Annotated in this window: 20 protein-coding genes; all 20 read left to right on the top strand. The window is 39.3% G+C overall.

What is annotated here, in order from left to right:
- The first annotated feature begins 131 nt into the window (after positions 1–131).
- Positions 132–3,290, top strand: a complete 3,159-nt coding sequence (locus WG906_RS16115; RefSeq protein WP_339993872.1) for an ATP-dependent helicase — start codon at positions 132–134, stop codon at positions 3,288–3,290.
- Positions 3,291–3,490: 200 nt separating this feature from the next.
- Positions 3,491–4,873: an undecaprenyl-phosphate glucose phosphotransferase gene (locus WG906_RS16110; protein ID WP_339993871.1), complete on the top strand. Its 1,383-nt coding sequence runs from the start codon at positions 3,491–3,493 to the stop codon at positions 4,871–4,873.
- A 102-nt stretch (positions 4,874–4,975) separates the two neighbouring features.
- Positions 4,976–5,806 (top strand): polysaccharide biosynthesis/export family protein, encoded by an 831-nt coding sequence (locus WG906_RS16105; RefSeq protein WP_339993870.1) that lies wholly within the window; start codon positions 4,976–4,978, stop codon positions 5,804–5,806.
- A 2-nt stretch (positions 5,807–5,808) separates the two neighbouring features.
- The gene (locus WG906_RS16100; protein WP_339993869.1) at positions 5,809–8,115 is read left to right on the top strand and encodes a GumC family protein; all 2,307 of its coding nucleotides are present in this window, start codon (positions 5,809–5,811) and stop codon (positions 8,113–8,115) included.
- A 38-nt stretch (positions 8,116–8,153) separates the two neighbouring features.
- Positions 8,154–9,449 carry an MATE family efflux transporter gene (locus tag WG906_RS16095; RefSeq protein ID WP_339993868.1) on the top strand — a complete coding sequence of 432 codons (1,296 nt, stop codon included), beginning with the start codon at positions 8,154–8,156 and terminating at the stop codon, positions 9,447–9,449.
- Between the two features lie 29 nt (positions 9,450–9,478).
- Positions 9,479–10,429 (top strand): hypothetical protein, encoded by a 951-nt coding sequence (locus WG906_RS16090; protein WP_339993867.1) that lies wholly within the window; start codon positions 9,479–9,481, stop codon positions 10,427–10,429.
- A gap of 168 nt (positions 10,430–10,597) precedes the next feature.
- The gene (locus WG906_RS16085; RefSeq protein WP_339993866.1) at positions 10,598–10,996 is read left to right on the top strand and encodes an acyltransferase; all 399 of its coding nucleotides are present in this window, start codon (positions 10,598–10,600) and stop codon (positions 10,994–10,996) included.
- Between the two features lie 68 nt (positions 10,997–11,064).
- The gene (locus WG906_RS16080) at positions 11,065–12,225 is read left to right on the top strand and encodes a glycosyltransferase family 4 protein (RefSeq protein WP_339993865.1); all 1,161 of its coding nucleotides are present in this window, start codon (positions 11,065–11,067) and stop codon (positions 12,223–12,225) included.
- Between the two features lie 6 nt (positions 12,226–12,231).
- Positions 12,232–13,347: a glycosyltransferase family 4 protein gene (locus WG906_RS16075; protein ID WP_339993864.1), complete on the top strand. Its 1,116-nt coding sequence runs from the start codon at positions 12,232–12,234 to the stop codon at positions 13,345–13,347.
- A 77-nt stretch (positions 13,348–13,424) separates the two neighbouring features.
- Positions 13,425–14,549 carry a glycosyltransferase family 4 protein gene (locus tag WG906_RS16070; RefSeq protein ID WP_339993863.1) on the top strand — a complete coding sequence of 375 codons (1,125 nt, stop codon included), beginning with the start codon at positions 13,425–13,427 and terminating at the stop codon, positions 14,547–14,549.
- Positions 14,550–14,569: 20 nt separating this feature from the next.
- Positions 14,570–15,697, top strand: a complete 1,128-nt coding sequence (locus tag WG906_RS16065; protein ID WP_339993862.1) for a glycosyltransferase family protein — start codon at positions 14,570–14,572, stop codon at positions 15,695–15,697.
- On the top strand, positions 15,694–16,692 hold the full coding sequence (locus WG906_RS16060; protein WP_339993861.1) for a glycosyltransferase family 2 protein: 999 nt from the start codon (positions 15,694–15,696) through the stop codon (positions 16,690–16,692). Before WG906_RS16065 ends, WG906_RS16060 begins: the two co-directional genes overlap by 4 nt.
- Complete coding sequence (locus WG906_RS16055; RefSeq protein WP_339993860.1) at positions 16,693–17,934, top strand: glycosyltransferase family 4 protein; 1,242 nt, start codon at positions 16,693–16,695, stop codon at positions 17,932–17,934.
- A gap of 113 nt (positions 17,935–18,047) precedes the next feature.
- Positions 18,048–19,397 carry a hypothetical protein gene (locus WG906_RS16050; protein WP_339993859.1) on the top strand — a complete coding sequence of 450 codons (1,350 nt, stop codon included), beginning with the start codon at positions 18,048–18,050 and terminating at the stop codon, positions 19,395–19,397.
- 54 nt (positions 19,398–19,451) lie between these two features.
- Positions 19,452–20,597 (top strand): glycosyltransferase, encoded by a 1,146-nt coding sequence (locus WG906_RS16045; RefSeq protein WP_339993858.1) that lies wholly within the window; start codon positions 19,452–19,454, stop codon positions 20,595–20,597.
- Positions 20,598–20,612: 15 nt separating this feature from the next.
- Positions 20,613–21,263 (top strand): acyltransferase, encoded by a 651-nt coding sequence (locus WG906_RS16040; protein ID WP_339993857.1) that lies wholly within the window; start codon positions 20,613–20,615, stop codon positions 21,261–21,263.
- A 6-nt stretch (positions 21,264–21,269) separates the two neighbouring features.
- Positions 21,270–22,457 (top strand): glycosyltransferase, encoded by a 1,188-nt coding sequence (locus tag WG906_RS16035; protein ID WP_339993856.1) that lies wholly within the window; start codon positions 21,270–21,272, stop codon positions 22,455–22,457.
- A gap of 100 nt (positions 22,458–22,557) precedes the next feature.
- Positions 22,558–23,109, top strand: coding sequence for a WcaF family extracellular polysaccharide biosynthesis acetyltransferase (locus WG906_RS16030; RefSeq protein ID WP_339993855.1), 552 nt, complete (start codon positions 22,558–22,560; stop codon positions 23,107–23,109).
- On the top strand, positions 23,106–23,915 hold the full coding sequence (locus tag WG906_RS16025; protein WP_339993854.1) for a glycosyltransferase family 2 protein: 810 nt from the start codon (positions 23,106–23,108) through the stop codon (positions 23,913–23,915). Before WG906_RS16030 ends, WG906_RS16025 begins: the two co-directional genes overlap by 4 nt.
- Positions 23,916–24,048: 133 nt before the next feature.
- The gene (locus WG906_RS16020; protein WP_339993853.1) at positions 24,049–24,951 is read left to right on the top strand and encodes a glycosyltransferase family 8 protein; all 903 of its coding nucleotides are present in this window, start codon (positions 24,049–24,051) and stop codon (positions 24,949–24,951) included.
- Positions 24,952–24,953 lie beyond the last annotated feature (2 nt).

Raw genomic sequence — 24,953 nt, 5'->3', positions numbered from 1 at the left:
TGGAAATCCCTAGCTGTTGTGGATCCTCAGCACCACCCTTCGACGGGCTCAGGGTGACACCCACTGCACCCACCCCCATTTTTCAATTCCCCTCCCCAAATTCCCAAACATTTCCCTACCTTCATACACGTATGCAAATTCTCTCAAAATACAACGAGACCTTTCAAAAAGCCCTTTCACGATTAAATGAAAACCAGCTAAAGGCGGTAAACCGCATAGAGGGGCCGGTTCTGGTAATTGCTGGTCCAGGGACAGGGAAAACACAAATACTTGCTGCCCGTATCGGGAAGATACTTTTAGATACCGATACGCAGCCTCATAATATACTTTGCCTCACCTATACAGATGCCGGGGCCGTGGCTATGCGCAAGCGGCTGTTTGATTTTATTGGTCCGGAGGCTTACCGGGTGAACATATATACCTTCCATGCTTTTTGTAATGATATTATACAGGAGAACCTGGATTATTTCGGCAAGCTAGAGCTCGACCCCATCTCTGATCTGGAGCGCATTGATTTATTCAGAAGGCTGGTAGACAGTTTTTCGAAAGATCATCCTTTAAAGCGTTTCCGCGGAGATGTGTATTACGAGATTGGCCGTTTGCAGGAACTGTTTTCTATTATGAAGCGGGAGGACTGGTCGGTTAGCTATATTTCTGAAAAGATTGATGAGTTTAAGGACCTGGTGGAATGCTGCGAGCCGGACTCGGCCTATTATAAAACCTATAAATACGCTAAGAAGTACTTAAATAAGGAGGCGGGTTCGCTTAAGCCGGCCTTTACGGAGATGTGCGAAAAGCTGGAGCTGCTGCGGGCGGCAGTAAATGAGTATCCGCGTTACCAGAAAATGATGCAGGATGCTCACCGCTATGATTATGACGACATGATCATTTGGGTGCTGGACGCCTTTAAAGCCGATGAAAACTTTCTGCTGAATTACCAGGAGCGGTATCAGTATATTCTGGTGGATGAATACCAGGATACCAGCGGTGCGCAGAATGAGCTGATCAGTTTATTGATCAGTTACTGGGAAACGCCGAATATTTTTGTTGTGGGCGATGATGACCAGTCGATTTTCCGTTTCCAGGGGGCCAACGTTCAGAACATAGAGGATTATAACAGCAGGTATGCGAAGGACCTGTACCGTGTAATGCTGACTGATAATTACCGATCGAGTCAGCATATATTGGATACTGCCCGGGTGCTTATTGAACACAATACCGAGCGGGTGAACCTGCCGGGATTGAGCAAGTTCTTAAATGCCAAAAATGAAGTGCATTTAGACAGCAAGGTGATTCCGGAAATTAAAGCCTTTTCGAGCCAGTTTCATGAGTTTGCGGCAATAACTGCTGAAATTGCTGACCTGATTGAAAATGGCACTGCGCCGGAAGAGATTGCCGTAATTTATAAAGAGCATCGCTCGGGATTGGAGCTGGCCAGGTATTTCCATCAGAAAGGCATCCCGATTAATACAAAACGGAAGGTTAATATTCTGAATGAGCCTTTCGGACAAAAAATAGTGAACATTCTGCGATATCTGGCCATAGAGAATGAGTTCCCGTTCAACGGGGATGAATTGCTGTTCCGCATTATGCATTATGATTTTTATGATATTGCGCCAATAGATGCCGCCAAAATTAGTGTGGAGGTTAGTGAATACAACAGGAATCATAAGGACAAGATATCTATCCGCTCAAAGATTCAACAGATCGCGCAAAAAACCGGACTTACCTTATTTGATACCGATAGCCATAAACAGATTAAGCGCTTAAGTGAGGATCTGGAGTTCTGGATAAAGGAATCGAATAACCTTACCATTCAGAACCTGTTCGAAAAGATTATGGTTCGTGGGGGCATTCTGGCATACATTCTGAAATCGCCTGAAAAAACCTGGCTGATGCAGGTGATATCTTCCTTGTTTAACTTCCTGAAAGAAGAAACACGTAAAAAACCTGATCTTCAGCTGAAGGACTTTATTACTTTGTTGAATTTGCTGGATGAGAACGATTTATCGCTTGAGCTGCACCAGACTATTTTCCACCAGCAGGGGGTGAACTTTTTAACCTGCCATGGTTCTAAGGGATTGGAGTTTCAGCATGTTTACCTGATTGGCAGCACCAAAAATGTGTGGGAGAAGAAACGCAAGATGAGTTCGGGCTATAAACTTCCGGATACAGTGTTTTCTTCGCTGCCTTCTTCGAGCAATGAAGAAGAGTTGCGCCGCTTGTTTTATGTTGCTATAACCCGGGCGAAGAAACATTTGACCATTTCTTTCCCTGAGCTGGATGCCAAAGGAAAGGATTTGGAGCCTACGGTATTTATCGGTGAGATTCTTTCAAAAACGGATCATGTTATTCAGCGTACGGAAGTTGACGAGGATATTTTGACGGATTTCTTTATCCTCCAGTTTACTGAAGACGATAAACCATCTATCGGCCTGATCGATAAGGAATACATTACTCAGCTATTGCAGAATTATTCTTTGAGCGTTACGCATTTGAATAACTATTTAGATTGTCCGCTTAAATTCTACTTCCAGAACCTGATACAGGTGCCCAGCGGTAAAAATGAAACCATGACATTTGGATCGGCGGTGCATTGGGCGCTGAATAAACTCTTCCGCTCCTTGGCAGAGAGCGATAACGGGTTTCATGGCTTGAATAAGTTTATGGATGATTTTTACTGGTACATGAAACGTAACCGGGAGGCTTTTACAGATGAGCAGTACAAGAGAAGAATCGAGTATGGGGAGAAAATATTACCGGACTATTATAATAAATACCTGGATAGCTGGGAGAAGATTACTGTAACCGAATACGCCATAAAAAATGTGGAGGTTGATGGTGTGCCGATAAAAGGGGTGCTGGATAAGCTGGAGTTTAAAGGCAATCTGGTAAACGTGGTAGATTATAAAACAGGAAGCTTTGAACGGGCGAAGGCGAAATTTAAGGCCCCTGACGAGAAGAACCCGAATGGTGGTGATTACTGGAGGCAGGCAGTGTTTTATAAGATACTGGTGGAAAACGACCGCAGAAAGAACTGGGAGGTTTTAAGTACGGAATTTGACTTTATAGAGCCTGAGAAGAATGAATATCATAAACAGCCGATACTTATCCGGCCAGAGGATTTAACAATAGTGCGTTCGCAAATAAAGGAATCTTACGAAAAAATATTAAATCATGAATTTACGGGATGTGGGAAAGAAGACTGTAATTGGTGTACGTTTGTACGGAGTAATTTTACTCAGCCTCAGGATTTGTTAGAAAGTGCAGGACTTGATGAAATGGAATGATTCTCTGAGAAAATTTATAACAGTTTTTGAATGAAATAAAATTAGGTGTGCACTATTGTATACAGCAATGTGTACGGGTTTTACAAAAAGTGAGTATTTTTTTGCACATTTGATGATTATTTGCAAAAAGTCTTATTATTTTCTCAAATAATGTAAACAATTTTTGCTAATATTATGTCTTATTAGGACTTATTGAAATCATGCAGACGAGATACCTATATTTATTAAGGTTCATTTTGGGATTGAGTGACCTTATTTTAGTTAACATATGTTTTTTTGTTGGCTTCCATTTAGCCGTCAGATTTGGTGGTAATATCGACGAGAGCATCTATCGCCAGAACATTATTACCTGCAACCTTATCTGGTTTTTATGTACCAGTATGTTCAGGCTATATGGTGAACATACTATATATAAATTGGAATTAATTTACAGAGCAACCTGGAGGAGTATAGCTCTGCATGCTTTTGTTTTTCTTAGCTATTTATTTTTTACCAACAATATTGGCTTTCCCAGAGAGTTTTTAGCTGCATTTTATAGTCTTGTTGTACTGGGTTTTCTACTTAGCAGGTTTACCGGAACTGCATTTCAGGAAATGCTTCTTAGTAACTTCAATGTCAGAAAGGCGGTTGCGGTACTGGGCATGAATCCGGGCGGCTTAAAATTAGCGGCATTTCTGGAGCAACAACACAGTGTGAATTTTGTGGGCTTTTTAGGAGATGAAGGATTTTATGTTGATCCAAGCGGTCAGCTATTGCCTGCTGCATCAGAGCAATTGAAAAAAGCCTCGTCCCAAGGTGTTAAAGAAGTTTTTGTTTCCCTTACTCCAGACAGGATGGAAGATGTTCATCATCTGTTAAAAGAAGGCGAGAGACATTGTGTACGGCTTAAGTTTGTTCCAGATTTCACCTCTGGTCAGGCATCTTTCCGCATTGAGCACATGGGAGGATTTCCGGTATTATGTGTCAGAAAAGAGCCTTTGGAAGATATTGAAAACAGAGTTAAGAAACGCTTTTTTGATGTTGCTTTCAGCGCCCTCGTAATCGTGTTTATTTTTAGCTGGTTGTATCCGATTTTGGCTATTATTATTAAAATACAAAGCCCCGGACCGGTGCTTTTTAAACAATTACGAAGCGGCAGAGATAACAAGCCATTCTGGTGCTATAAGTTTAGAAGCATGCGGATGAATTCCGACAGCAATAAACGTCAGGCAAGCAAAAACGATGACCGGATTACATCAATCGGCAAGTTTATGCGTCGTACCAGCCTTGATGAGCTTCCGCAGTTTTTTAATGTGCTTATGGGACACATGAGTGTTATTGGTCCGCGTCCGCACATGTTAAGTCATACAGAACAGTACCGTGCTCTCATAGATAAATACATGGTTCGTCAGTTTTTAAAACCAGGTATAAGCGGATGGGCTCAGGTAAATGGTTTTAGAGGAGAAACCAGAGAGCAGTGGTTAATGGAAAAAAGGGTTGAACATGACATCTGGTATATGGAAAATTGGTCGGCCATGCTCGATGTCAGGATAATATTTTTGACTGTGATAAATATATTTCGGGGTGAAGAGAATGCGTATTAGATAAAAAAAATATCTTTTTTATAATTGAATTATGTAAGTTCACAAATATTTTTTTCATCAAGATCTAATAGCCAGCTTTTTGCATCCCTTTTTAACGACAATATGATTAAAAACAATTACTTTAAAATTTTTAGCCTAGCACTATCGATAATCATTCTTCAGACATCCTGTTTTACCAAAAAGAATATAAAAGAAGATTATATTTATTTCAGAAATGGAGAAAACGGAGTTGCGACAGAGCAGAAGGAAACAGTCATTAAAAAGAATGACCTGCTCAGCATCCAGGTTTTCAGTAATACACTCAACCAGGAGCAAGCCGCTGTGTTTAATATGGCAGTAACCAAGGAATCGGCCGGTGTCGGCGGAGATGGCGAGAGCCAGGGCGCAAGTTCGGGACAGGGATATGAAGTCGGACCGGATGGAAATATCGAAATGCCTGTTATTGGCAGCATTAAAGCAGAAGGATTGACCAAACTGCAACTAAAGGAGTCTCTAATTAATAAACTTTCAAATTACATTAAATTGCCGAATGTTAACATTCGTTTTTTACGGTTTAATGTAGACGTTCTTGGAGAAGTAAAAGCTCCCGGCATTAAAAACTTTCAGGGAGATAAGGTCACTATTATCAGTGCATTAAGTGCCGCGGGGGACTTAACTGACTTTGGCAACAGGTCGAATATCCTCGTAATAAGAGAACAAAACAAAGCTAAAGTATATTACCGGGTGGATCTTCGGGATAAAAGACTTTTCGAGTCTCCCGCTTATATTCTTCAGCAAAATGATATTATCTATGTTGAACCCAATTCTAATAAACTAAAAACGTTGAGTGTCGATCCTGATGCACAGCGCCGGACAAACACTATTTTAACCGCAACAGGCATTGTATTTTCAGTTATTACGCTTGTTGTCACCCTCCTTAATAGCAGTAACTAAGTATGTCATCCGAAAACAGAGGGCTTTTTGGCGAAGAGCAAAGTACCCTTTCCACAAGAGAATTTCTTTTAAAGTATTTATCAAAATGGCCCTTAATCGCAATTTGTTTATTCATTTGCGTGGGCGCCGGAATGCTGTATATCCGGTACTCGGTACCCAAATATATAGCAAATACCTCTTTCCTGGTTAAAGATCAGGGAAAATCCAGCTCCACGGACCTTATCGAAGCAGCAGTAAGCGGGAGCGGCAAGAAAACGGTCAATCTTAATAATGAAATCATTCAGTTTGGTTCTTCCCAATTAATGGAAAGAACTATGGCTAAAAACGGTTTCAACACAACCTATTTGAAGAAGGGGCGTGTGCTGGACATTGATATCTACAAAGATGCACCATTTAAGCTTATTATAAAAAAGCTTAGAGACACCAGCAATAGCCTCACTTTTTATATCAGTGATATTGACAATAACGGAGGTGTCTTTTCGCTTGCTTCCGCTGATTCTCAGAAAAAACATAATTTTAAATGGAATGCTCCCTATATTATCGATGGTAACAGTTTTATTTTGATGTCCAATCAAACTATCGGTAAAGACGCAGGACAATATATAGTGACATGGGAGCCCGTACCTGTTTTTGCAGCAAAAATCGCTGAGGATCTCGCAATTAAATCTTTTGACGCGAAAACCAATATCATTGATGTTACACTGAAATCAACCAATCTTCAAAAAGGAAAAGATATCGTGAATGCTTTGTTTACAGAGTATAATTTATCTGACATGGAGGACAGGAATAAACTTTCAACAAATACGGTAAAATTTATCGATGAGAGATTATTTAATATATCAAATGAACTGAAAGGAGTTGAGAGTAGTCTTGAAAATTACCAGGGAAGTAATCAAATCGTAAATATTCAGGGACAATCCTCTATGTCACTGGAAAACTCAGCAGATGCTTCAAAGACGATAAAGGACCTCGCAGTTCAGCAAAGCGTAATAACCATGATGGAGAGGTTTTTTTCGGACCCTGCTAACAATAATAAATTAATACCATCTTCTCTTGGTGTAAGTGATGGTGGAATAGCCGCCCTTATAGGACAGTACAATGTATTGCAGCTAAAAAGAGAACGGGTTGCTCCTATGGTAGCACCTAATAGTACTGTTATGCAGGATTTAAACACTCAGATAGCCAGCTTAAAAGGGAGTATTATAGAAAGTCTTAGTAATATCCAGAAAAATCTCCGGATGCAGGAATCGAGTATACAAAGGCAGAATAGTCAGTATAAAAACTTTCTTTCTTCTGTGCCCCGTAATGAACGCGTTTTGCAGGAAATTAAGCGGAAACAGGGCATTACAGAGGGCTTATATCTTTACCTTTTACAGAAAAGAGAGGAGGCCGCAATTTCCAGTACCGGGAATAATGTGCCGAATTATAAGCAGATTGACCTTGCAAAAGGCTATGGTCCCGTCGAGCCAAATAAACGGAATATTTTATTGTATACAACTCTTTTGGGTCTTACCCTGGCCTTTGGAGGAATTTACCTTAGCGAAATTCTAAACGATAAAATAACTTCACGTCAGGATATACGTAAAAGATCATCTGTGCCTGTCCTCGGCGATATTAACCATATTCCCAAGAAGAAAAGGCTCCCGATAGATGTTTTGATCCGTAATATCACGAGTGAGCAATTCCGGGCCATCAGGACTAATCTTTCATTTATACTTAATGGGACTAATGAAAAAGTAATTCTGGTCACTTCTTCTATGAATGGGGAAGGCAAATCATTTGTAAGTTTAAACCTTGCAGCCATATTTGCCCTTCCCGGAAAAAAAGTAGCATTGCTTGAATTCGATATAAGAAAGCCTGTAATAGCAAACGGCCTGGAGATGAACAGCGACAAAGGTCTTACGGCCTACCTCAGCGGTCAGGAAAAGGATCTCTCAAAGATCGCTCAGCCCTTTAAAGAGATTAAGAATTTGCATATTTATCCGTGCGGACCTATTCCAGTTAATCCGGGGGACATGTTGTTGTCGGACAAGGTCACCAAGTTGTTCGAAAATCTGAGAGAAAGTTATGATTATATTATTATTGATTCACCACCGGTACAGTTGGTAAGTGATTCATTTATCCTCGGGAAATTCAGCGATGCTGTTATGTATGTGATCCGACATGATTATACGGAGATAAAACAGATGCAGTTCATCAATGAGGTTAGGTCAAATAAAACTCTGACTAATATTAATATAGTATATAACGATTTGAAATCAGAAGGTGGAAATGCTTATGAACGCTATTACGGAGATGGTAAGGCCTAGAATAAATTTTAGATTTTAGGAATTCAAAAAGAAAATTTATGAAAAGTGCCCTGGCACGTAAAGTTAATTCGAATCCAGCATATTTAAAAATATTTGAGTGGGGGAAGTTAATAGCTATTACGGGCTCATCCCAAGCAATTATCCAGCTTATGGGACTATTGAGCGGTATATTTGTAATTCGGATGCTCTCCACACATCAATATGGCCTCTACGTTCTGGCTAATACCATGCTTGGAACAATGTCAGTGCTTTCTGATGGCGGGATTTCTACAGCCGTTATGGCTCAGGGCGGCAAAGTCTGGACAGATAGAAAACAATTAGGCAAAGTTTTGTCAACCGGGTTTGAGCTTAGAAAACTATTCTCATATGGGAGTTTAATTGTGTCTATCCCCATTTTGTTTTACTTGCTATATCGGCACGATGCAGGCATACTTACATCGGTTTTAATCACTTTATCAATAATTCCCGTTTTCTTATCATCTCTTTCCGGTTCATTACTTCAAATCGGTTTGACCTTAAATCAGGATATAAGACCACTTCAAAGAAATCAAATTATCGTTAATGCATCTCGGTTTTTGTTATTGATTGCTGCATTATTTATCACTCCCTGGGCATTTGTAGCAATATTAGCTAGTGCAGTCCCTCAGATATGGGGAAATTATAAGTTACGCACAATGACTTCCAAGTATGCCGATTGGGGGATGCTCCCCGACGCAGCTATGAGGAAAGAAATTTTACGTTTTGTCAAACGAACTCTACCTGGCGCAATTTATTTTTGCTTGTCAGGACAAATAACAATTTGGTTAATTTCATTGTTCGGTTCTACAAATTCTGTTGCTCAAATTGGAGCACTTGGAAGATTATCTATGATGTTAAGTTTTTTCAGTGTTATGTTTGCGACAATAGTTGTGCCTCGCTTTTCAAGACTACCATCAAAAAAATCTGTGTTGCTAAGAAGGTACTTCGCAATTCAATCAGGTTTGCTTGTTTTGAGTGCACTCATTATATGCATAATATACATTTATCCGAAAGAAGTTTTGTGGGTTTTAGGTAAGAGTTATGCGAATCTCGAAACGGAATTGTTATTGAGTGTTATATCGAGTTGTTTAGGTTTAATTGCAGGCTCAATTTATTCACTGTCAACCAGTAGAGGCTGGGCTATTAATCCCCTCGTCTCTATCCCACTTTCTGTTGGCACTATCATTTTGGGTGTGTTTGCCCTTGATATAACGTCGATTTATGGAGTGTTAAAGTTTAACATCTTATTAATGTCCGTGGAAGTTATAATGTATCTGGTATATATTATAAATAAAATCATTAATGAGAATAATTAGTAGCGAGCTGAGGGTTTTATAAGTATAATATGAATTCAATAATTTGTACTCTTTTTGAAAAGCATTATCATTTTGGTTTGGCTGGGTTGGTAAACTCTTTAGAACGCAATAATTTTAAGGGCGATATTTATGCCGGATACAAGGGCTCCTTGCCACCCTGGGCCTCTAACGTAAAGGAAAACCCGACTTTAAAGTGGGAGGGCAGCAGCACCTTGTCTTTGTCGGATGATGTCCGACTTCATTTTCTGCCGATCAAGAATAATTTTCACCTCACTAACTACAAACCTTATTTCATGCTTGAGTTATTTCAAACTTCTGGCATAAATGCTGATTCGGTGACTTATTTCGATCCGGACATTATAGTGAAATGTAATTGGACTTTTTTTGAAACCTGGATGACACATGGCGTTGGGCTTGTTCACGAAATTATTAGTAATGATATGCCTGGCTCTCATCCGATTCGATTTGAATGGAAGAAAGTTATAAAAATGGCTAATAAAGTGACGATAAGAGATTTGAGGTCATATATTAATGGGGGTTTTTGCGCAGTTACGCGCGCCAACATAGAGTTTTTAAATACTTGGTGTGATATAACTAATACAGCTATGCAGCACTTCGGACTAACGGCTGACCAATGGAGCCATTCTTATGACCGAACTTATATGTTTTATGCGCAAGATCAGGACACATTAAATATAGCAGCGATGTGCAGCCAGTCACCCATCAGTGAAATGGGGCCTGAAGCTATGGATTTTGTTCATGGAGGATTTACAATGTCTCATGCGGTTGGGTCTCCTAAGCCCTGGAAAAAGAAATATATCTCTTCGGCACTACGCGGGGTTGGTCCTTCGCTGACCGATAGGGCATACTGGCTGTATGCTAATTCGACAATCAAAGCCCATAGTTATTTCGAAATTAGATCTAAACTGCTTGCAATGAAAGTAGCCGCATTTATAGGACGATTTAATAAGCGAACTTAAGGTTATGTTGAGAAATTAGATATGTTAGGAAAAATTATGCGATTTCTTTCTGAATTACGGCTTTATTTTTGCAATGAGCTGATCTCATCATTGCCATCAAGGCGAATTCGGCACTGGTTTTATAGGAGTGTGATGAAATTTAATATTGATTCAGAATCCTCTATCTTTATGCACTGTACTTTTGATTGTGCAGAAGGCTTAAAAATAGGGAAATACTCGGTTTTACATCCGAATTGCAGAATAGATCCCAGGGGTGGAATTTTAATAGGTGAAAGAGTTGCTATTTCTCAGGAGGTGATAATCTTGACCGCTGATCATCTTATGAATTCATCAACTTTCGAAGGGCGAGAGAGGAAGGTTGTTATTGAGGACTACGCCTGGATCGGAACAAGAGCTACCATTTTGCCAGGCGTCACCATCGGTAAAGGGGCCGTAGTGGCTGCGGGAGCGGTCGTGACTAAGGATGTAATGGACTACTCTATTGTGGCTGGAGTGCCAGCAAAAGTGATTGGACAGCGAAGCAGGGATCTTGATTTTGGAGGGGTTTATTCAAGGTTATTTCAATAAATACGGTCTTAGGCGTACAGGCTTAAGTTTGAGACACTAAAAAGAATGATTACTAGTAAACCAGATTGATGAAAGTAGCAGTAATTAATACATATAATGCAAAAGATATAAAGAAGTGGTCAGGGATACCCTACCATATTTCATTATTTCTGGATTCTTTTTTTGAAGAAGAGGTTGCGTATATAAATCTTCCTGAGTTGAATAGAGGTTTTTTGAGCTATCTACGGGGCTTCTATTATAATAGGTTACTGAAAAAACGATATTACACCTGGGCGGATGAAAACTTTATTTCTAATAATCTTTCTTTCGTAAGAGATTTTTTAGATCAGGAATTTGACTTGATAATAACTTTCGAGTTTTATTTAGTTCCCTTATTGAAGACAAAAAACAATAAGGTCATCCATTGGAACGATGGAACCTTTGAAAACTTACATAATTTCTATTCTGGATATTCAAACTTTTCGAACTATTCTTTTAAAGCTGCTCATTTGATTCAAAAGAGGGCTTTGGATCTAAGCGACACAGTAATTTATTCTTCTGATTGGGCGATTGACAGCGCTGTTACATTTTATAAAACAGATAAGAATAAATTTAAAAAAATATTGTTCGCTTCAAATTTTAAGATAAATTTAACGGAAAGTGAGCTGGATAATTTTATTAGTGTCAGAGAGAAGGGTATAGTAAAATTGCTTTTTCTTACAGCTGATTGGGAGAGGAAGGGCGGTCCTGATGCGATAGCAGTTCTAAATAGGTTGAATGAGCAAAATTTAAAAGCTTTTCTATATGTTGTTGGGACGGATTTGCCCGAAATATATAAGGGACACAAAAATATAATTCATTATGGATTTATAAATAAAAATTCTGGCGAAGGGGAGGAAAAGTTAGTTCGATTGTTCCGTGAATCCTCATTTCTGATAATGCCTACCCGGGTTGACACGACACCAGTTGTGTTTAGTGAAGCGAACTCATTTGCTTTGCCTGTAATTTCTACCAATGTAGGAGCTATTGCGTCTGTAATAGAAAAAAATATCAATGGGAACTATTTTGAAATATCGGAATTTGTTGAAATGAGCTCAGATTTCATTAAAAATAATTTACCAGGTACAGACCAATATTACAAGTTATGTCGATCATCTTTTGATTTTTATAAATCAAATATGTCTTGGGAAAACGTAGAGGAACAATTTCGAAACATCGTGAAGAATTTAACTTTATCTGTTGAAAATTGATGTTATATGGGTAAAAGTGTTTTAGTATTAAGCAATTGTCCTGTTGTAGAATATCAGGGTTCGGGTTATGTTATTGTAAACACTGCAAAGTCGTTAGAACAGTTAGGGTATAGAGTTCGTGTTATTCCTCCTTCTTCATTTTCTTTCTTTTCTTTAATCGAACCAAGGGCACTGTTTTATAGAGTACTTATTGGTATGGCAATTTGGGTTATAAAAAATAGAAATATCTTTAAGGATTATCAATTTATTATATGCTATGGGTCGGAAAGTTCTCTCGCAATTTATATACTTCGCAAAATTTTAAGGAATGATATCCCCATTATATTGCATTCGAACGGAATAGAAGAACACGTAAATTACCAGCTAGATAATAATAAAAGTTTTTCGCCTACAAAAAAAAAATGGTATCATTTCCGGAGATCTTTTATCAATAACTATTGTTATAAAACGGTTAACATAATTATGACAGTCTCTAAATATGATAGAGATTTTACTATTGAATATTTAAAGATTCCAAATGAGAGAGTGTATTTTAATGAACCATGTTTGCCAGATTTGTTTTTCAATCAGGTCGACGATATAGCATCATCAAAAAAGAAAATAATAACATATTGCGGAACTTGGATTCCCAGAAAAGGAGTAAAGGTAATAGAGTCTGTGATACCAGAGATTCTAAGAAAGCATCCCGAATACACTTTCAGGATTATTGGTGTTGGTTCCGAATTTCATTTGAAGGATCACTTTCCAAATGATATACTCGATCGTATTGAAGTCTTTCCATTGGTTGAAAGCAAAGAATATTTGATACATTTATACAAAGAATCATTGATATTTTTATTTCCGTCTTTATTTGAGAGTTTTGGGCTTGTAGTGCCCGAAGCAATGTTTTGTAAATGTGCTGTAATAACAGGACCGACAGGGTATAGTGCAGATTTAGTTGATGGCAAAGAGGCACTTGTTCTACAAATTCCTAATGAGGAAAATATTTCGGATGCTTTAGAAAAACTTATAAATGATACAGAATTGAGGTTAAAGCTCTCGACAGGGGGACGCATGAAGAGTGAGGAGTTACGTTGGGACCTGTATACGAAGAAACTAAAGGGAATATTAGAAAATTTGTAATCGGATGATCTGGTACAAATCTTGAATCTGCATGATTTTTCTTGGTCGAAAGACTCTTACTTAATTATCTGTTTTTGATGTCTGTAAAAATAGCTTTTCTTTCTGCTGGCTTAGGCAATGTTTCACGTGGATTTGAGACCTCGACGGCAAACTGGTTTGAGGCCATAGAAAATTGTGAACTTCTTAATGCAAGATTGTTTTCCGGTGGAAGGTATAAACACGCTACAAGGGTTTTTAATTTCTCCAGAGACGGTTTGGTTTTATCTCTGCTAAGAAAACTCAGATTGGTTCACGATGGGTGCAAGGCTGAACAAATTACATTTGGGGTGGGGTTTTTGATCCATATCGTTTTATTTAGGCCGCAAGTCATCTGGTTACAGGAAGGTGTTTTAGCGCAGATGTTGCTCATTTTCAGAAGAATCTTCAGGTTTAAATACCGGATACTCTTTTGTGATGGCGCACCTGTAGGACACAAGTTTGCAGATAAGTTTGATTATATAATGTTTCTACATCAATATGCATATGAAGAGGCAATTAAAGACGGAATTAGTGCATCGAAATCCATAGTCCTCCCTCTCATTTCCAACTTCCCAGCAGAGCATATTAATAAGACTGATGCCAGACATTTTTTTAATATCCGTCCAGAGAGTTTCGTCATTATATGTGTAGCGGCTTGGAATAATCATCATAAACGGATTAATTATTTATTGCAGGAAGTAGCGCAAATCCAAGATAAAAACTTAAAACTGCTATTATGCGGGCAGCCGGAAAAGGAAACCGTATCATTGAAAGAAACTGCAATTGAGTTGGGAATAGATGCGGATTGGTACACACTAAGCGCCGCTGATTTATCGTTAGCATATTCAGCTTCAGACCTTTTTGTTTTGACAAGTATAAATGAAGGTTTAGGCATAGTGCTTATAGAAGCGGGAGCCCATGGCCTCCCCGTTATTTGTCATCCTCATAACGGGGGGAAATTTATTTTTGGCGAGGATTATATTGGTCTTACAGATCTTTCCCGCCCCGGAAACTTGAAAAATAAAATTGAATCTTTTGACCGGCCTTCTTTAGAAGAAGTTGGCAAAGTTACTTCCGGGATCGTTTACGAAAAGTTTGGAAAGGAAAAATTAACCAAACAATTCATAGACCTCGTATTAAAAGTCGCTACAAATAAATCAGTTGAAAATAAGTCTACAAATTGAACTCTTAAAAGATTATAAGGTTGAAAATTGTGTTTATCTGCGGGTCGGTAGAACCAGGGCACGACGGTGTTGGTGACTACACAAAATTGCTTGCTTTAGAATGTATAAAGGATGGTCATCAGGCTTATATAATTGCGATGAACGATCCTTTTATAAGTAGCGTTGTTGATCCCGAACACTCATCAGTAATCGACGAAGTTAAGATAACGAGACTACCAGCATCTTATAATATTGAAACAAGGTTAAAGATTGGAAAGCAGTTAATTGATACTCTGAACCCAGATTGGATAAGCTTGCAGTTTGTAATATTCGCTTTTCATAAGAAAGGTATTCCTTTAAAGTTTTTAACAAAATTAAAAGGTATTGGAATTGGTAGAAAATGGCACATCATGTTTCACGAACTATGGGTGGGTATATCTGAGACTGCTTCAACCAAACACGTTATCTGGGGGCTGGCTCAGCGATATTTAATTAAAGCGATGATCTCGCAGCTTAAGCCAAAATTTATAAGCACTCAATGCAGATTGTATTTGTCACTATTGAGAGAAATTGAGATCAATGCTTATCACCTTCCTTTATTTTCAAATATCCTCAATCAATCGAAAGCTGAAAAGATTCCAAAACATCACATAATGCGCAGTTATGATGTATCTTTGGTGGTTTTTGGAACTATCCACCCTGAAGCAAGGATAGCTCAGTTGATTGAACATGTTATACAGTATGGCAATTCAAATAACAAAGTCGTAGGATTAGTTTTAATTGGCCGTTGCGGTGGGGAGACAAACCGGTGGAAAAGCCTTTGGGAAGAACAGGGCCTGCCTATGCAAATTTTAGGTGAGAAGCCGGTTGCTGTAATTTCGGAAGTTTTAAGTTCTTCTGATATCGGAATTTCTTCGAGCGCTTTGCCAATGATAGAAAAAAGTGGTACAGTTGCTGCAATGATAGAACATGGCTTGCCAGTAATTTGCGTTGGACAGAAATGGACTCCAAGGGATATAGAAGCACCCGCGGCTCCCGAAGGAATTTTTGATATTTCAGAGGATTGTATTCAGAAATGTTTGAGCTATGAAATAGCTGAAAAAAGAGGAACTTTGTCGAAAGTTGCTAAGGATTTGATTAATGAGCTGGAAAAAGCTGGTAATTTATGAAAGTTTCAATTTGTATCCCTACGTTCAATCAGGCTTTATTCATTGAGAAGTCTGTTAAAAGTGCATTTGAACAGACCAAATTGCCATATGAAATTATTGTGTCGGATGATTGCAGTACGGATCAAACGAGAGATATATTAAGAAAACTATCATTTGAAATTCCTGTCTTGAATGTAATCTATCAGCCATACAATCTGGGAATTTCCAAAAACACAGATGCCTGCATCCGTGCGGCTACAGGGGATATTATTGTCCGTCTGGACTCCGATGATTACTTGTCTCCACGTTATGTTGCTACGTTAATTGATATACTTTCCAAGTATCCTGATGCGGGATATGTACACGCGGCAGTTCAGGAGGTTGATCAAAATGGAGGTTTTTTGAATAAGCGAAAGCTTTTTAGAAAAGAGACATACCAGGGGGGGGATGATGCTTTGAAAGCCGCCCTCAAAGGCTATCGGGTTGCTGCAAATATTATTATGTTCAGAAAAACAGCTCTTGAAAAAGTTAACTATATGTCTGGAAGACCTAATTTTGGTGAAGATTACCATTTAACTGCTTCCATTTCGGCTGCTGGTTTTGGAAATGTATATGTAGAAGAAATACTGTCCTTTTACAGGGTTTGGGTTGATTCCGGAAAAGTAAGGCAAAGGCGGAAGTTAGATGAGATTTCAGGGATCAGAAGGGTGTTTGACGAAGTAATTGAGCCTGCTTTCAAAGCTCGGGGATGGGGCTTAAATGTAATAGAAAGTAGTAAAGAAGCTTTCGCATGTATCCATGCCGATTGTTTGAGCTGGAGTTTTTATACGGCCGCGGAAAAAAAGCAATTATCACATGAACTTAAAAAACTTTCATCTTCTCAAAAAGCACTTTTTTTCGCATCTGTTTATGCCAGTCGTTTTGGGCCGTTATTTTCGTCGTTGATCACAATGAACAGGAATCTTAAGCAATATATTAAGGCAGCTATTCCGCAAAGATATATAAACAAGTTATAGATGCAGGTCGTTGTCTCACATCCCACTGGAAATAGAAATGTTAGAGCCGTCATAGACAATTTACTTGCCGCAGATTTGCTCGCTGAATTTTGCACGACTCTTGCCGTAGCTCCTGACTCTTTTGTCTTAAAACTACTTCCTGCGGCCTTAAGAAGAGAATTACAGAGACGAGCATTCGACATCCCGTTCCATAAAATTTTTACTCATCCGCAGAGAGAGGTTTTAAGAATCTTATTACCCAAAGCAGGGCTTCATCAGTTTACAAGATATGAAGATAGTTTTGCAGGGATTGATAAAGTATATCAGGATTTTGATCAAAACACAGCTAAAAGACTTACAACATTAGCGAAAAATAAAAACGTGGATGCTGTCTATGCCTATGAGGATGGTGCTCTCGCTACCTTTCAGAAAGCCAAGGAACTTGGTATAAAATGTATTTACGACCTGCCAATCGCTTATTGGGAATATGGCAGAAAGTTAATGGAAGCCGAAGCCAGACGCCTTCCTGATTGGGCTTGCACACTAGGAGGTGGCATAAATGATTCTGAGGAGAAATTAGAAAGAAAGACAAAGGAAATGGAACTTGCCGATATGATCGTTGCTCCAGGAACCTTTGTCACCAGATCCCTGCCGGAATGGGCTAAAACGAAATTCGTTCATGTCTCTCCTTTTGGTTCTCCAGCGTCAGATGAAACGTCGAAAAAGGAACAATCGAACCGGCGGCTTCGTGTATTGTTCGCCGGCTCAATGGGGCAGCGTAAGGGTCTTGGGGATTTGTTTGAAGCAATGAAGCTATTAAAAACAAGTCAAATTGAACTGGTGGTTATGGGATCTTTATTAGCGCCAATGGAATTTTACAGGACTCAGTATGCCGATTTTACTTATGAGCCAGGCAGACCTCATGACCAGGTGCTTGCATTAATGAGAAGTTGCGATGTGTTTTGCTTACCATCAATAGTCGAGGGACGCGCATTAGTTATGCAGGAAGCAATGAGCCAGGGTTTGCCTATCATAATTACGCCAAATACTGGAGGGGAGGATCTTATAATACCCGGGAAAACTGGCTTTCTGGTACCGGTATCTTCTGCTGAATCTATTGCGGAAAAGCTTACCTGGTTTCTCGAGAACAGAACAGAGATACCACAAATGGGTATCTTTGCGCGTCAACACTCTGCTACCTACACCTGGGATGCTTATGGAAGCAGTATTGGAGCCGCCCTTACAAAACAATTTGGCGGTTAATTTATCAGCCATTTTTTTTCGAAACAAAAGGGGCTGTTTTTCAGTAGTATGGGCGCACTATTAATATTTGCAAATAACAATATGAGTAATAGATACTAATAGTATATACTTTCATGATACATTCATACAAAGTAATACCTGACGAGGCAGTAGTTTCAGCAGAATTAAGAGAAGATGCAAATAAGCGTGCAAAATATAAAATGCTTAGAGTTGGGATCTGGGTATATTTTATACTTCTTATTTTCGAGGGAGCTCTTCGCAAATGGGTATTTCCTGGATTAGCTACACCGCTTTTGATTATTCGTGATCCGGTAGCTGCCTGGCTGATCATTCTGGCTTTGCATAATTCTTTGTTGAAGCCTAATATTTATTTAACAGGGATATGTATAATTACTGTGATCAGTATTTTTACTACACTTTTTATTGGCCACGGTAATCTATATGTTGCATTATTCGGAGCAAGGGTTTTTTTACTACACTTTCCCCTGATTTTTGTTATTGGGCGAGTGTTTGAAAGAAAGGACGTGATTTTCATGGGCAAAGTCATTTTGGCTATAGCTGTTCCTATGACAATTCTTATAGCCATCCAATTCTACAGCCCGCAATCTGCCTGGGTTAACCGTGGGATTGGTGAAGGCTCCGAAGGCGGTGGATTTAGTGGAGCTCTAGGCTTTTTCAGGCCTCCGGCTACTTTTTCTTTTATCACAGGGACGGCTAGCTTCTTCTCTTTGGTTGGATGTTTTATTTTTTATTTCTGGTTGAGTGCTAATAGAATTAATCGTATTCTGCTTGCTGCCGCAACAATTTCCTTAATGGCATCAATTCCGCTTTCAATTAGCAGATCATTGTTTTTTGGCGTAGTGCTGTCCTTAGTTTTTGCCATTATGGCTATTTTGAGAAAGCCGGAGTATCTTGGAAAATTGCTTCTTGGCTTATTTGTTGGTACTGCAATATTTCTAACCTTTAGTGATAATCCAGCCGTTAAGGCTCCGATTGAAGCTTTCACAACTCGTTTTACCAGTGCTAATGAAGCCGAAGGTGGTCTTAAAGGTGTTGCTGGCGATAGGTTCCTGGGGGGGATGTTTGATGCGATCGTGGGATCTTCAGATCAACCATTTTTTGGTTATGGCCTTGGAATGGGGACAAACGTTGGTGCAATGCTCCTTTCAGGCAAGTCTGTATTTTTAATTTCTGAAGGTGAATGGGGCAGGTTAACGGGTGAACAAGGACCTTTATTGGGCTTATTGGTAATAATCCTCAGGGTCTTGTTTTGTATTCAGCTCTTAATAGCAGCTTATCGCAGACTACAGATAAAAGACCTTTTGCCCTGGATGCTTTTGAATTTTGCATTAATCAATATTGCTCAGGGGCAATGGGGGCAACCCACTTCATTGGGCTTTTCGGTAGTGATCGGAGGATTGATGCTTGCATCTTTTAAAAAATCTGCTCACAAGGGTTTTTAATTTAATGATTTTGAATAGTTTTAGATTTCTATCAAAACTTGATTAGTTGAGGTCATGAGAATAATTCTTATAGGTAATTATATTCCCGACAAACAGGAAAGCATGATTCGGTTTGCCAATCTTCTGGACGAAGGATTCAAAAGCGAAGGCATGCAATCTGAAATCTGGACGCCAAAAGCATTATTCGGTAAAAGCTTTAAAACAACCACCGCTGGTATTGGGAAGTGGCTAGGATATATTGATAAATATGTAATTTTTCCACTTTTACTGCTATGGCGATTGCAGCGGAGCGAATTTAAATATCCTCAAGTTAGATTTCATATATGCGACCACTCAAACTCCCCGTATTTAAAATATCTTCCTGCTGATCGCAGCAGCATCACATGTCATGATGTTATTGCTATACGGGGTGGTTTAGGATATACGGAATTCTCTCAGCCCGCATCAAGGTTCGGCAAGATACTACAAAACTGGATACTATATCATCTCATCAAAGGCAAGTCGATAGCTTTTGTTTCTGAACTAACCCTTAAACAATTCAAGGAGCTTTCAAACCATAACCAGACATCAAATAAAAATTGGAAGGTAATTCATAATTCCTTTAATGCTTCTTTCCAACCCATGCGTGAGGGTGAGGCGAAGCAAATATTAAGTTCCCTGAACATTGATGTAACCGCTCCTTTTATTTTACACGTTGGCTCGGGGCTTCCCCGGAAAAACAGGAGCCTTTTACTCGGTATGGCGAACTGTTTAGGTAGTGACAATAAAATTAATATCTGTTTTGCAGGCGAAGAGTTAAACAAAGAGTTAATCGACTACGCGGGCACACTTGGATTGAGCAAGCAGATTATCAGCATTGTGAAACCCGACCATGCCACCTTGGTTGCACTGTACAGTACATGTTCTGCATTTGTATTTCCTTCGTTATCGGAAGGGTTTGGCTGGCCCGTGATTGAAGCGCAAGCTTGCGGTGCTCCTGTAATAGCAAGCAATATTGAACCGATGCCCGAGGTCAGCGGTGGTGCAGCTTTACATGCCGATCCCTTAAATCCCCGGGCTTTTGCTGATGCTTATATAGCGTTACGAAATCCGGATGTACGTAAGAAAGTTGTAAGGGAAGGCTTTGAAAATGGATTGCGTTTCGATAAAAGGTTAATGATCCAATCATATTTTGATTTATTCAGAATGAATAAAAATTAAAGGATGTTTTTGAAATTGATTACATACTTATTTCCCTGGTTTATCCGACGGTTTCTGTTGAACTTGTTTTTTGGTTATAAAATACATCGTCAGGCGAAGATTGGTCTCGCATGGATATTTCCAAAAAATCTTAGCATGGGCCCCGGGGCTAAAATTGATCACTTTACTGTGGCCATCCACCTCGACAGCATAATTATGAGCGCTGATGCAACCATAGGCAGGGGGAACTGGATCACTGGAATGTCAACAGGCACAAATCTACCTCATTTTAAGCATCAGGCAGATCGCAAGGCAGAACTTAGCTTAGGAGAGTCTGCATCGATAACAAAAAATCATCATTTGGATTGTACAAACTCAATACACATTGGTCGTTTTTCTACCATTGCAGGCTATAATTCGCAGCTACTCACCCATTCAATTAATGTAAATGAAAACCGCCAGGATAGCGCACCAATTTTTATAGGCGACTATACATTTGTTGGCACAAATGTAGTGATACTGGGTGGTGCCAGATTGCCGGGTCATTCTATTCTTGCTGCAAAATCTCTTCTCAACAAAGAGTTTACCAAGGAATGGATGTTGTATGGCGGGGTTGCTGCAAAGGAACTGAAAGAGGTGCCGAAGACTGCAAAATATTTCACACGGACGGATGGGTTTGTTTATTAGGAATTAATGAAATCGCTAAAAGTACTTCACGTGATCGCTGGTATGGACCCCAAGGCTGGTGGGGTATGCCAGGCTGTAAGAATGATAATTTCGGGACTTAAGGATCACGATATTATTAATGAAGTAATCAGCCTGGACTCTGCAAATGCAAGGTATTTGGTTGGTCTCCCTTTTGTAGTTCATGCCATTGGCGAGGGGAAAGGTCCCTGGGGCTATAATGGTCGGTTACGGGTTTGGCTGACAGAGCACTTGAAAGAATATGAAATAGTTATTTTACACGGCCTTTGGTTATATCCTGGCTATGCATTAAGAAAATCCCTCGATTTATTAAGACGAGATGGCCAGGCTAATCCAAAGTTTTTTGTAATGCCTCATGGAATGCTGGATCCCTACTTTCAGCTTGCCCCGGGTAGAAGGCTTAAAGCAATTCGTAACCGGATCTTTTGGAACCTCATTGAACGAAAGATTATTAATGATGCTGATGGGCTCTTATTTACCTGTGAAATGGAAATGATTTTGGCGAGGAAGACATTTAAAAAATATTTTCCCAAAAAGGAACTAATTGTAGGTTTAGGAATTGAGGCTGCCCCACCCTATTCAGAAGCGATGTCTGAAGCTTTTAAAGCTAAACTTCCAATGGAAGAAATAGGATCTTACTTGTTATTCATTAGCCGGATTCATGAAAAAAAAGGTATTGATCTTTTGGTAAAGGCGTATTCCAATTTAAAAGTTATGCAGCCTGGTATTCCTGCTTTGGTAATTGCAGGTCCGGGGCTGGAAACTGAATTCGGAAAGACAATTCAGCAACTGGCGCGTGAATGTTCTGATATTTATTTTACAGGAATGCTAACCGGAAACGCAAAATGGGGCGCCTTTTTTGAATGCGAAGCATTTGTCCTGCCCAGCCATCAGGAAAACTTTGGCATAGCTGTAGTTGAAGCAATGGCATGTGCCAAACCAGTATTGATCTCTAATCAGGTAAATATTTGGAAGGAAATCCTGAATTCGGGAGGTGGGTTGGTGTCCGATGATTCCTTGTGGTCTGTTCAGGATATGTTGGAGAAATGGATAGCTTTGTCGAAGGATGAAAAAAAATTAATGGGTGTATGTGCCAAGGCTTGCTTTGAAAGCAATTTCGCTGTAAAGCCTTCAGCGTTGCGTTTGATAAACGCGATTAATCCACTTAATAAATAGTTGGGATTATTCATTAAAGGAAAAATACGCATTTTATATTGTAAAGATGGTTGCTGATCGTACTTATAATGTATTTAGTTGTTAATTTAAGCTGGAAGTAATGAAAGAACAAGACGCTTTTTCGGGCCCGTCATTCTCACTTAAAAATAGATGTACCAGATTGTTGTGGAATATAGTATATGTTTTGTTTTTCAGTTTTTCACCTAGACCTTTGCATAAATGGCGTGGTTTTTTGTTGAAAGTTTTTGGAGCCACAGTCGGAAAGGGAGTTCATATTTATCCAAAGGTAAAGATCTGGGCTCCCTGGAATATTGATTTTGGCGACGAGTGCGGTGTTGCAAACGGCGCAATTCTATATTCGCAAGGCAAAATAACAATCGGCAAACGAACTGTCATATCTCAGGGCGCACACCTAGTTGCAGGTACCCACGATTACACAAAGGCTGGTTTTCCACTTATCACCATGCCTATTATTATAGGCGATAATGTATGGATCGCAGCCGAAGCGTTTATTCATCCGGGAATAACTATTGGTGCGGGGGCCGTGATAGGGGCAAGATCGGTCGTCACTAAGGATATGCCCTCCTGGATGGTTTGTGCAGGCCATCCCTGTAAACCAATTAAAGATAGAAAGTTTGAGAGAGAATCATGATTTCAATAGTTATACTTACTAAAAACGAAGAGTTGGATATCCGGAAATGTTTGATGTCTGTTGAGTGGTCTGACGATGTTCATGTTCTGGATTCCGGAAGCACTGACAGAACAATTGAGATTTCGACGCAGCTGGGAGCACATGTTTCAACAAACCCCTTCGAAAGCTTTGGAAAACAAAGGAATTTTGCTCTCGATAATTTAGATCTTAAAAATGACTGGATTCTCTTCCTGGATGCAGACGAAATAGTTACTGATAAATTTCGTGATGCATTATTGAAAGAGATAAGTACTTGTCAGGAGGAAGTGGCCGGTTTTTACTGCTGCTGGAAAATGATTTTAGAAGACAAATGGCTGAGATATTGTGACAATTTCCCAAAATGGCAGTTTCGCTTGATGCGAAAAAACAGGGCCAGGTTTACCGATTTTGGACATGGTCAAAAGGAAGCTGAAATGCAGGGAATAATAAAGTATCTTAAAGAGCCTTATATTCACTACGGTTTTTCAAAAGGCTGGCATCATTGGGTTGAACGTCACAACAGATATTCTTCCCTGGAAGCAACTGCCAGGCTAAATAGCAACTTACCTTTTAAAAATATATTCTCTCGTCATGGCAGTATACGGAACCCTGCGCTCAAATCTTTCTTGAGCAGGTTGCCTGGTTGGCCCTTACTTCGTTTTTTTTATTCATATTTTTTGAAGTTAGGATTTCTTGAGGGAAGACCGGGCCTTACTTATTGTCTTAATATGACTTACTATGAGTTCCTTATCCAGATAAAAATGAAAGAGTTGAAAAGGCAGGGGTAAATCTTTAAACTAGGTAAACAACTGCAAAAGTTATTCGACTTCTTTAATTAACTGATGATAACTTCAGCAGACAGACCGTGGTGCTTTAACTATTAGCAGAAACAATTAGTTGTTTTTAAGGTATATTTAGTATATGAATGTAGCTTTTTGCATAAACCGCTTGGGTTTATCAGGCTTGGGAGTTACACTCCTTTCAATGATTCAAAACTGTTCCGCTCCCGCAGAGCTTAATCTCTACTTTGTTTGCTCATCTTTATCATCGGATGATAAAAATGAGATTAGCGATTTACTTCAGGCAAAGGGTTTTGCCGGGAAGCATCGCTTTATTGATTTTTATCCTGAAGCAACCTTCGGCTCTTTAAGGTCATTTCACGGTGATTGGACAGCGTACGGTATCTTACTTTTATCAGATTTTATATTGGAGCCTCAAGTGTTATATTTAGATGCCGACCTTGTGGTAGAGCTTGATGTTTTGAGTCTGGATAAATTCGATTTTAAAGGCAAGGCCCTGGCGGCTGTGTCGGGAGGGAAATTAAAAACGGAGTATGAGTATGATTTTTACATCAATAAGGCTTTGTTGTCACCTGATTTGGATTCATTTAATTCTGGAGTTGTTGTATTTAACCTCGACGAGTGGCGTCTAAATAAACTGAAGGACAGATGCATGGAAATTGCCAATCGTTTTCCCAAAGATTTGCTGTCAGCTGACCAGTCTATCTTAAATGCAGTATTTGCCGGCAACTTTCTGAAATTACCTGAATCTTATAATTGTGAATGGTTTGCAAATGATGACAAGCGAATAATTCCTAACAATGTGATCTTTCATTTTATTGGGTCTCCGAAACCCTGGGATATGTTTGGTTCGCGGCTTCACAAAGGTTTCAAAACCTGGACAAAGTATTCGGAAAAAAGATGGGAGCGAAAGTACGAAGCTTTTACTCTCCGAAATCTGAAAAGAACCTGGAATCTTCGACGTTCGTATGTGCGTGTGTTGAAAGATAGAATAAATGCCATTATAAATAACTTAGCTGATTGATA

The sequence above is a fragment of the Pedobacter superstes genome (assembly GCF_037622515.1).
GTDB classification, from domain to species: domain Bacteria; phylum Bacteroidota; class Bacteroidia; order Sphingobacteriales; family Sphingobacteriaceae; genus Paradesertivirga; species Paradesertivirga superstes.
Note: the sequence above shows the minus strand (reverse complement) of the source record. Positions and strands in the feature narration are given on the sequence as shown.

Bases quoted from the DNA above. Each gene is read 5' to 3' on its own strand.
- WG906_RS16115 (WP_339993872.1), top strand. From the start codon at position 132: ATGCAAATTCTCTCAAAATACAACGAGACCTTTCAAAAAGCCCTTTCA.
- WG906_RS16110 (WP_339993871.1), top strand. From the start codon at position 3,491: ATGCAGACGAGATACCTATATTTATTAAGGTTCATTTTGGGATTGAGT.
- WG906_RS16105 (WP_339993870.1), top strand. From the start codon at position 4,976: ATGATTAAAAACAATTACTTTAAAATTTTTAGCCTAGCACTATCGATA.
- WG906_RS16100 (WP_339993869.1), top strand. From the start codon at position 5,809: ATGTCATCCGAAAACAGAGGGCTTTTTGGCGAAGAGCAAAGTACCCTT.
- WG906_RS16095 (WP_339993868.1), top strand. From the start codon at position 8,154: ATGAAAAGTGCCCTGGCACGTAAAGTTAATTCGAATCCAGCATATTTA.
- WG906_RS16090 (WP_339993867.1), top strand. From the start codon at position 9,479: ATGAATTCAATAATTTGTACTCTTTTTGAAAAGCATTATCATTTTGGT.
- WG906_RS16085 (WP_339993866.1), top strand. From the start codon at position 10,598: ATGCACTGTACTTTTGATTGTGCAGAAGGCTTAAAAATAGGGAAATAC.
- WG906_RS16080 (WP_339993865.1), top strand. From the start codon at position 11,065: ATGAAAGTAGCAGTAATTAATACATATAATGCAAAAGATATAAAGAAG.
- WG906_RS16075 (WP_339993864.1), top strand. From the start codon at position 12,232: ATGGGTAAAAGTGTTTTAGTATTAAGCAATTGTCCTGTTGTAGAATAT.
- WG906_RS16070 (WP_339993863.1), top strand. From the start codon at position 13,425: ATGTCTGTAAAAATAGCTTTTCTTTCTGCTGGCTTAGGCAATGTTTCA.
- WG906_RS16060 (WP_339993861.1), top strand. From the start codon at position 15,694: ATGAAAGTTTCAATTTGTATCCCTACGTTCAATCAGGCTTTATTCATT.
- WG906_RS16055 (WP_339993860.1), top strand. From the start codon at position 16,693: ATGCAGGTCGTTGTCTCACATCCCACTGGAAATAGAAATGTTAGAGCC.
- WG906_RS16050 (WP_339993859.1), top strand. From the start codon at position 18,048: ATGATACATTCATACAAAGTAATACCTGACGAGGCAGTAGTTTCAGCA.
- WG906_RS16045 (WP_339993858.1), top strand. From the start codon at position 19,452: ATGAGAATAATTCTTATAGGTAATTATATTCCCGACAAACAGGAAAGC.
- WG906_RS16035 (WP_339993856.1), top strand. From the start codon at position 21,270: ATGAAATCGCTAAAAGTACTTCACGTGATCGCTGGTATGGACCCCAAG.
- WG906_RS16030 (WP_339993855.1), top strand. From the start codon at position 22,558: ATGAAAGAACAAGACGCTTTTTCGGGCCCGTCATTCTCACTTAAAAAT.
- WG906_RS16025 (WP_339993854.1), top strand. From the start codon at position 23,106: ATGATTTCAATAGTTATACTTACTAAAAACGAAGAGTTGGATATCCGG.
- WG906_RS16020 (WP_339993853.1), top strand. From the start codon at position 24,049: ATGAATGTAGCTTTTTGCATAAACCGCTTGGGTTTATCAGGCTTGGGA.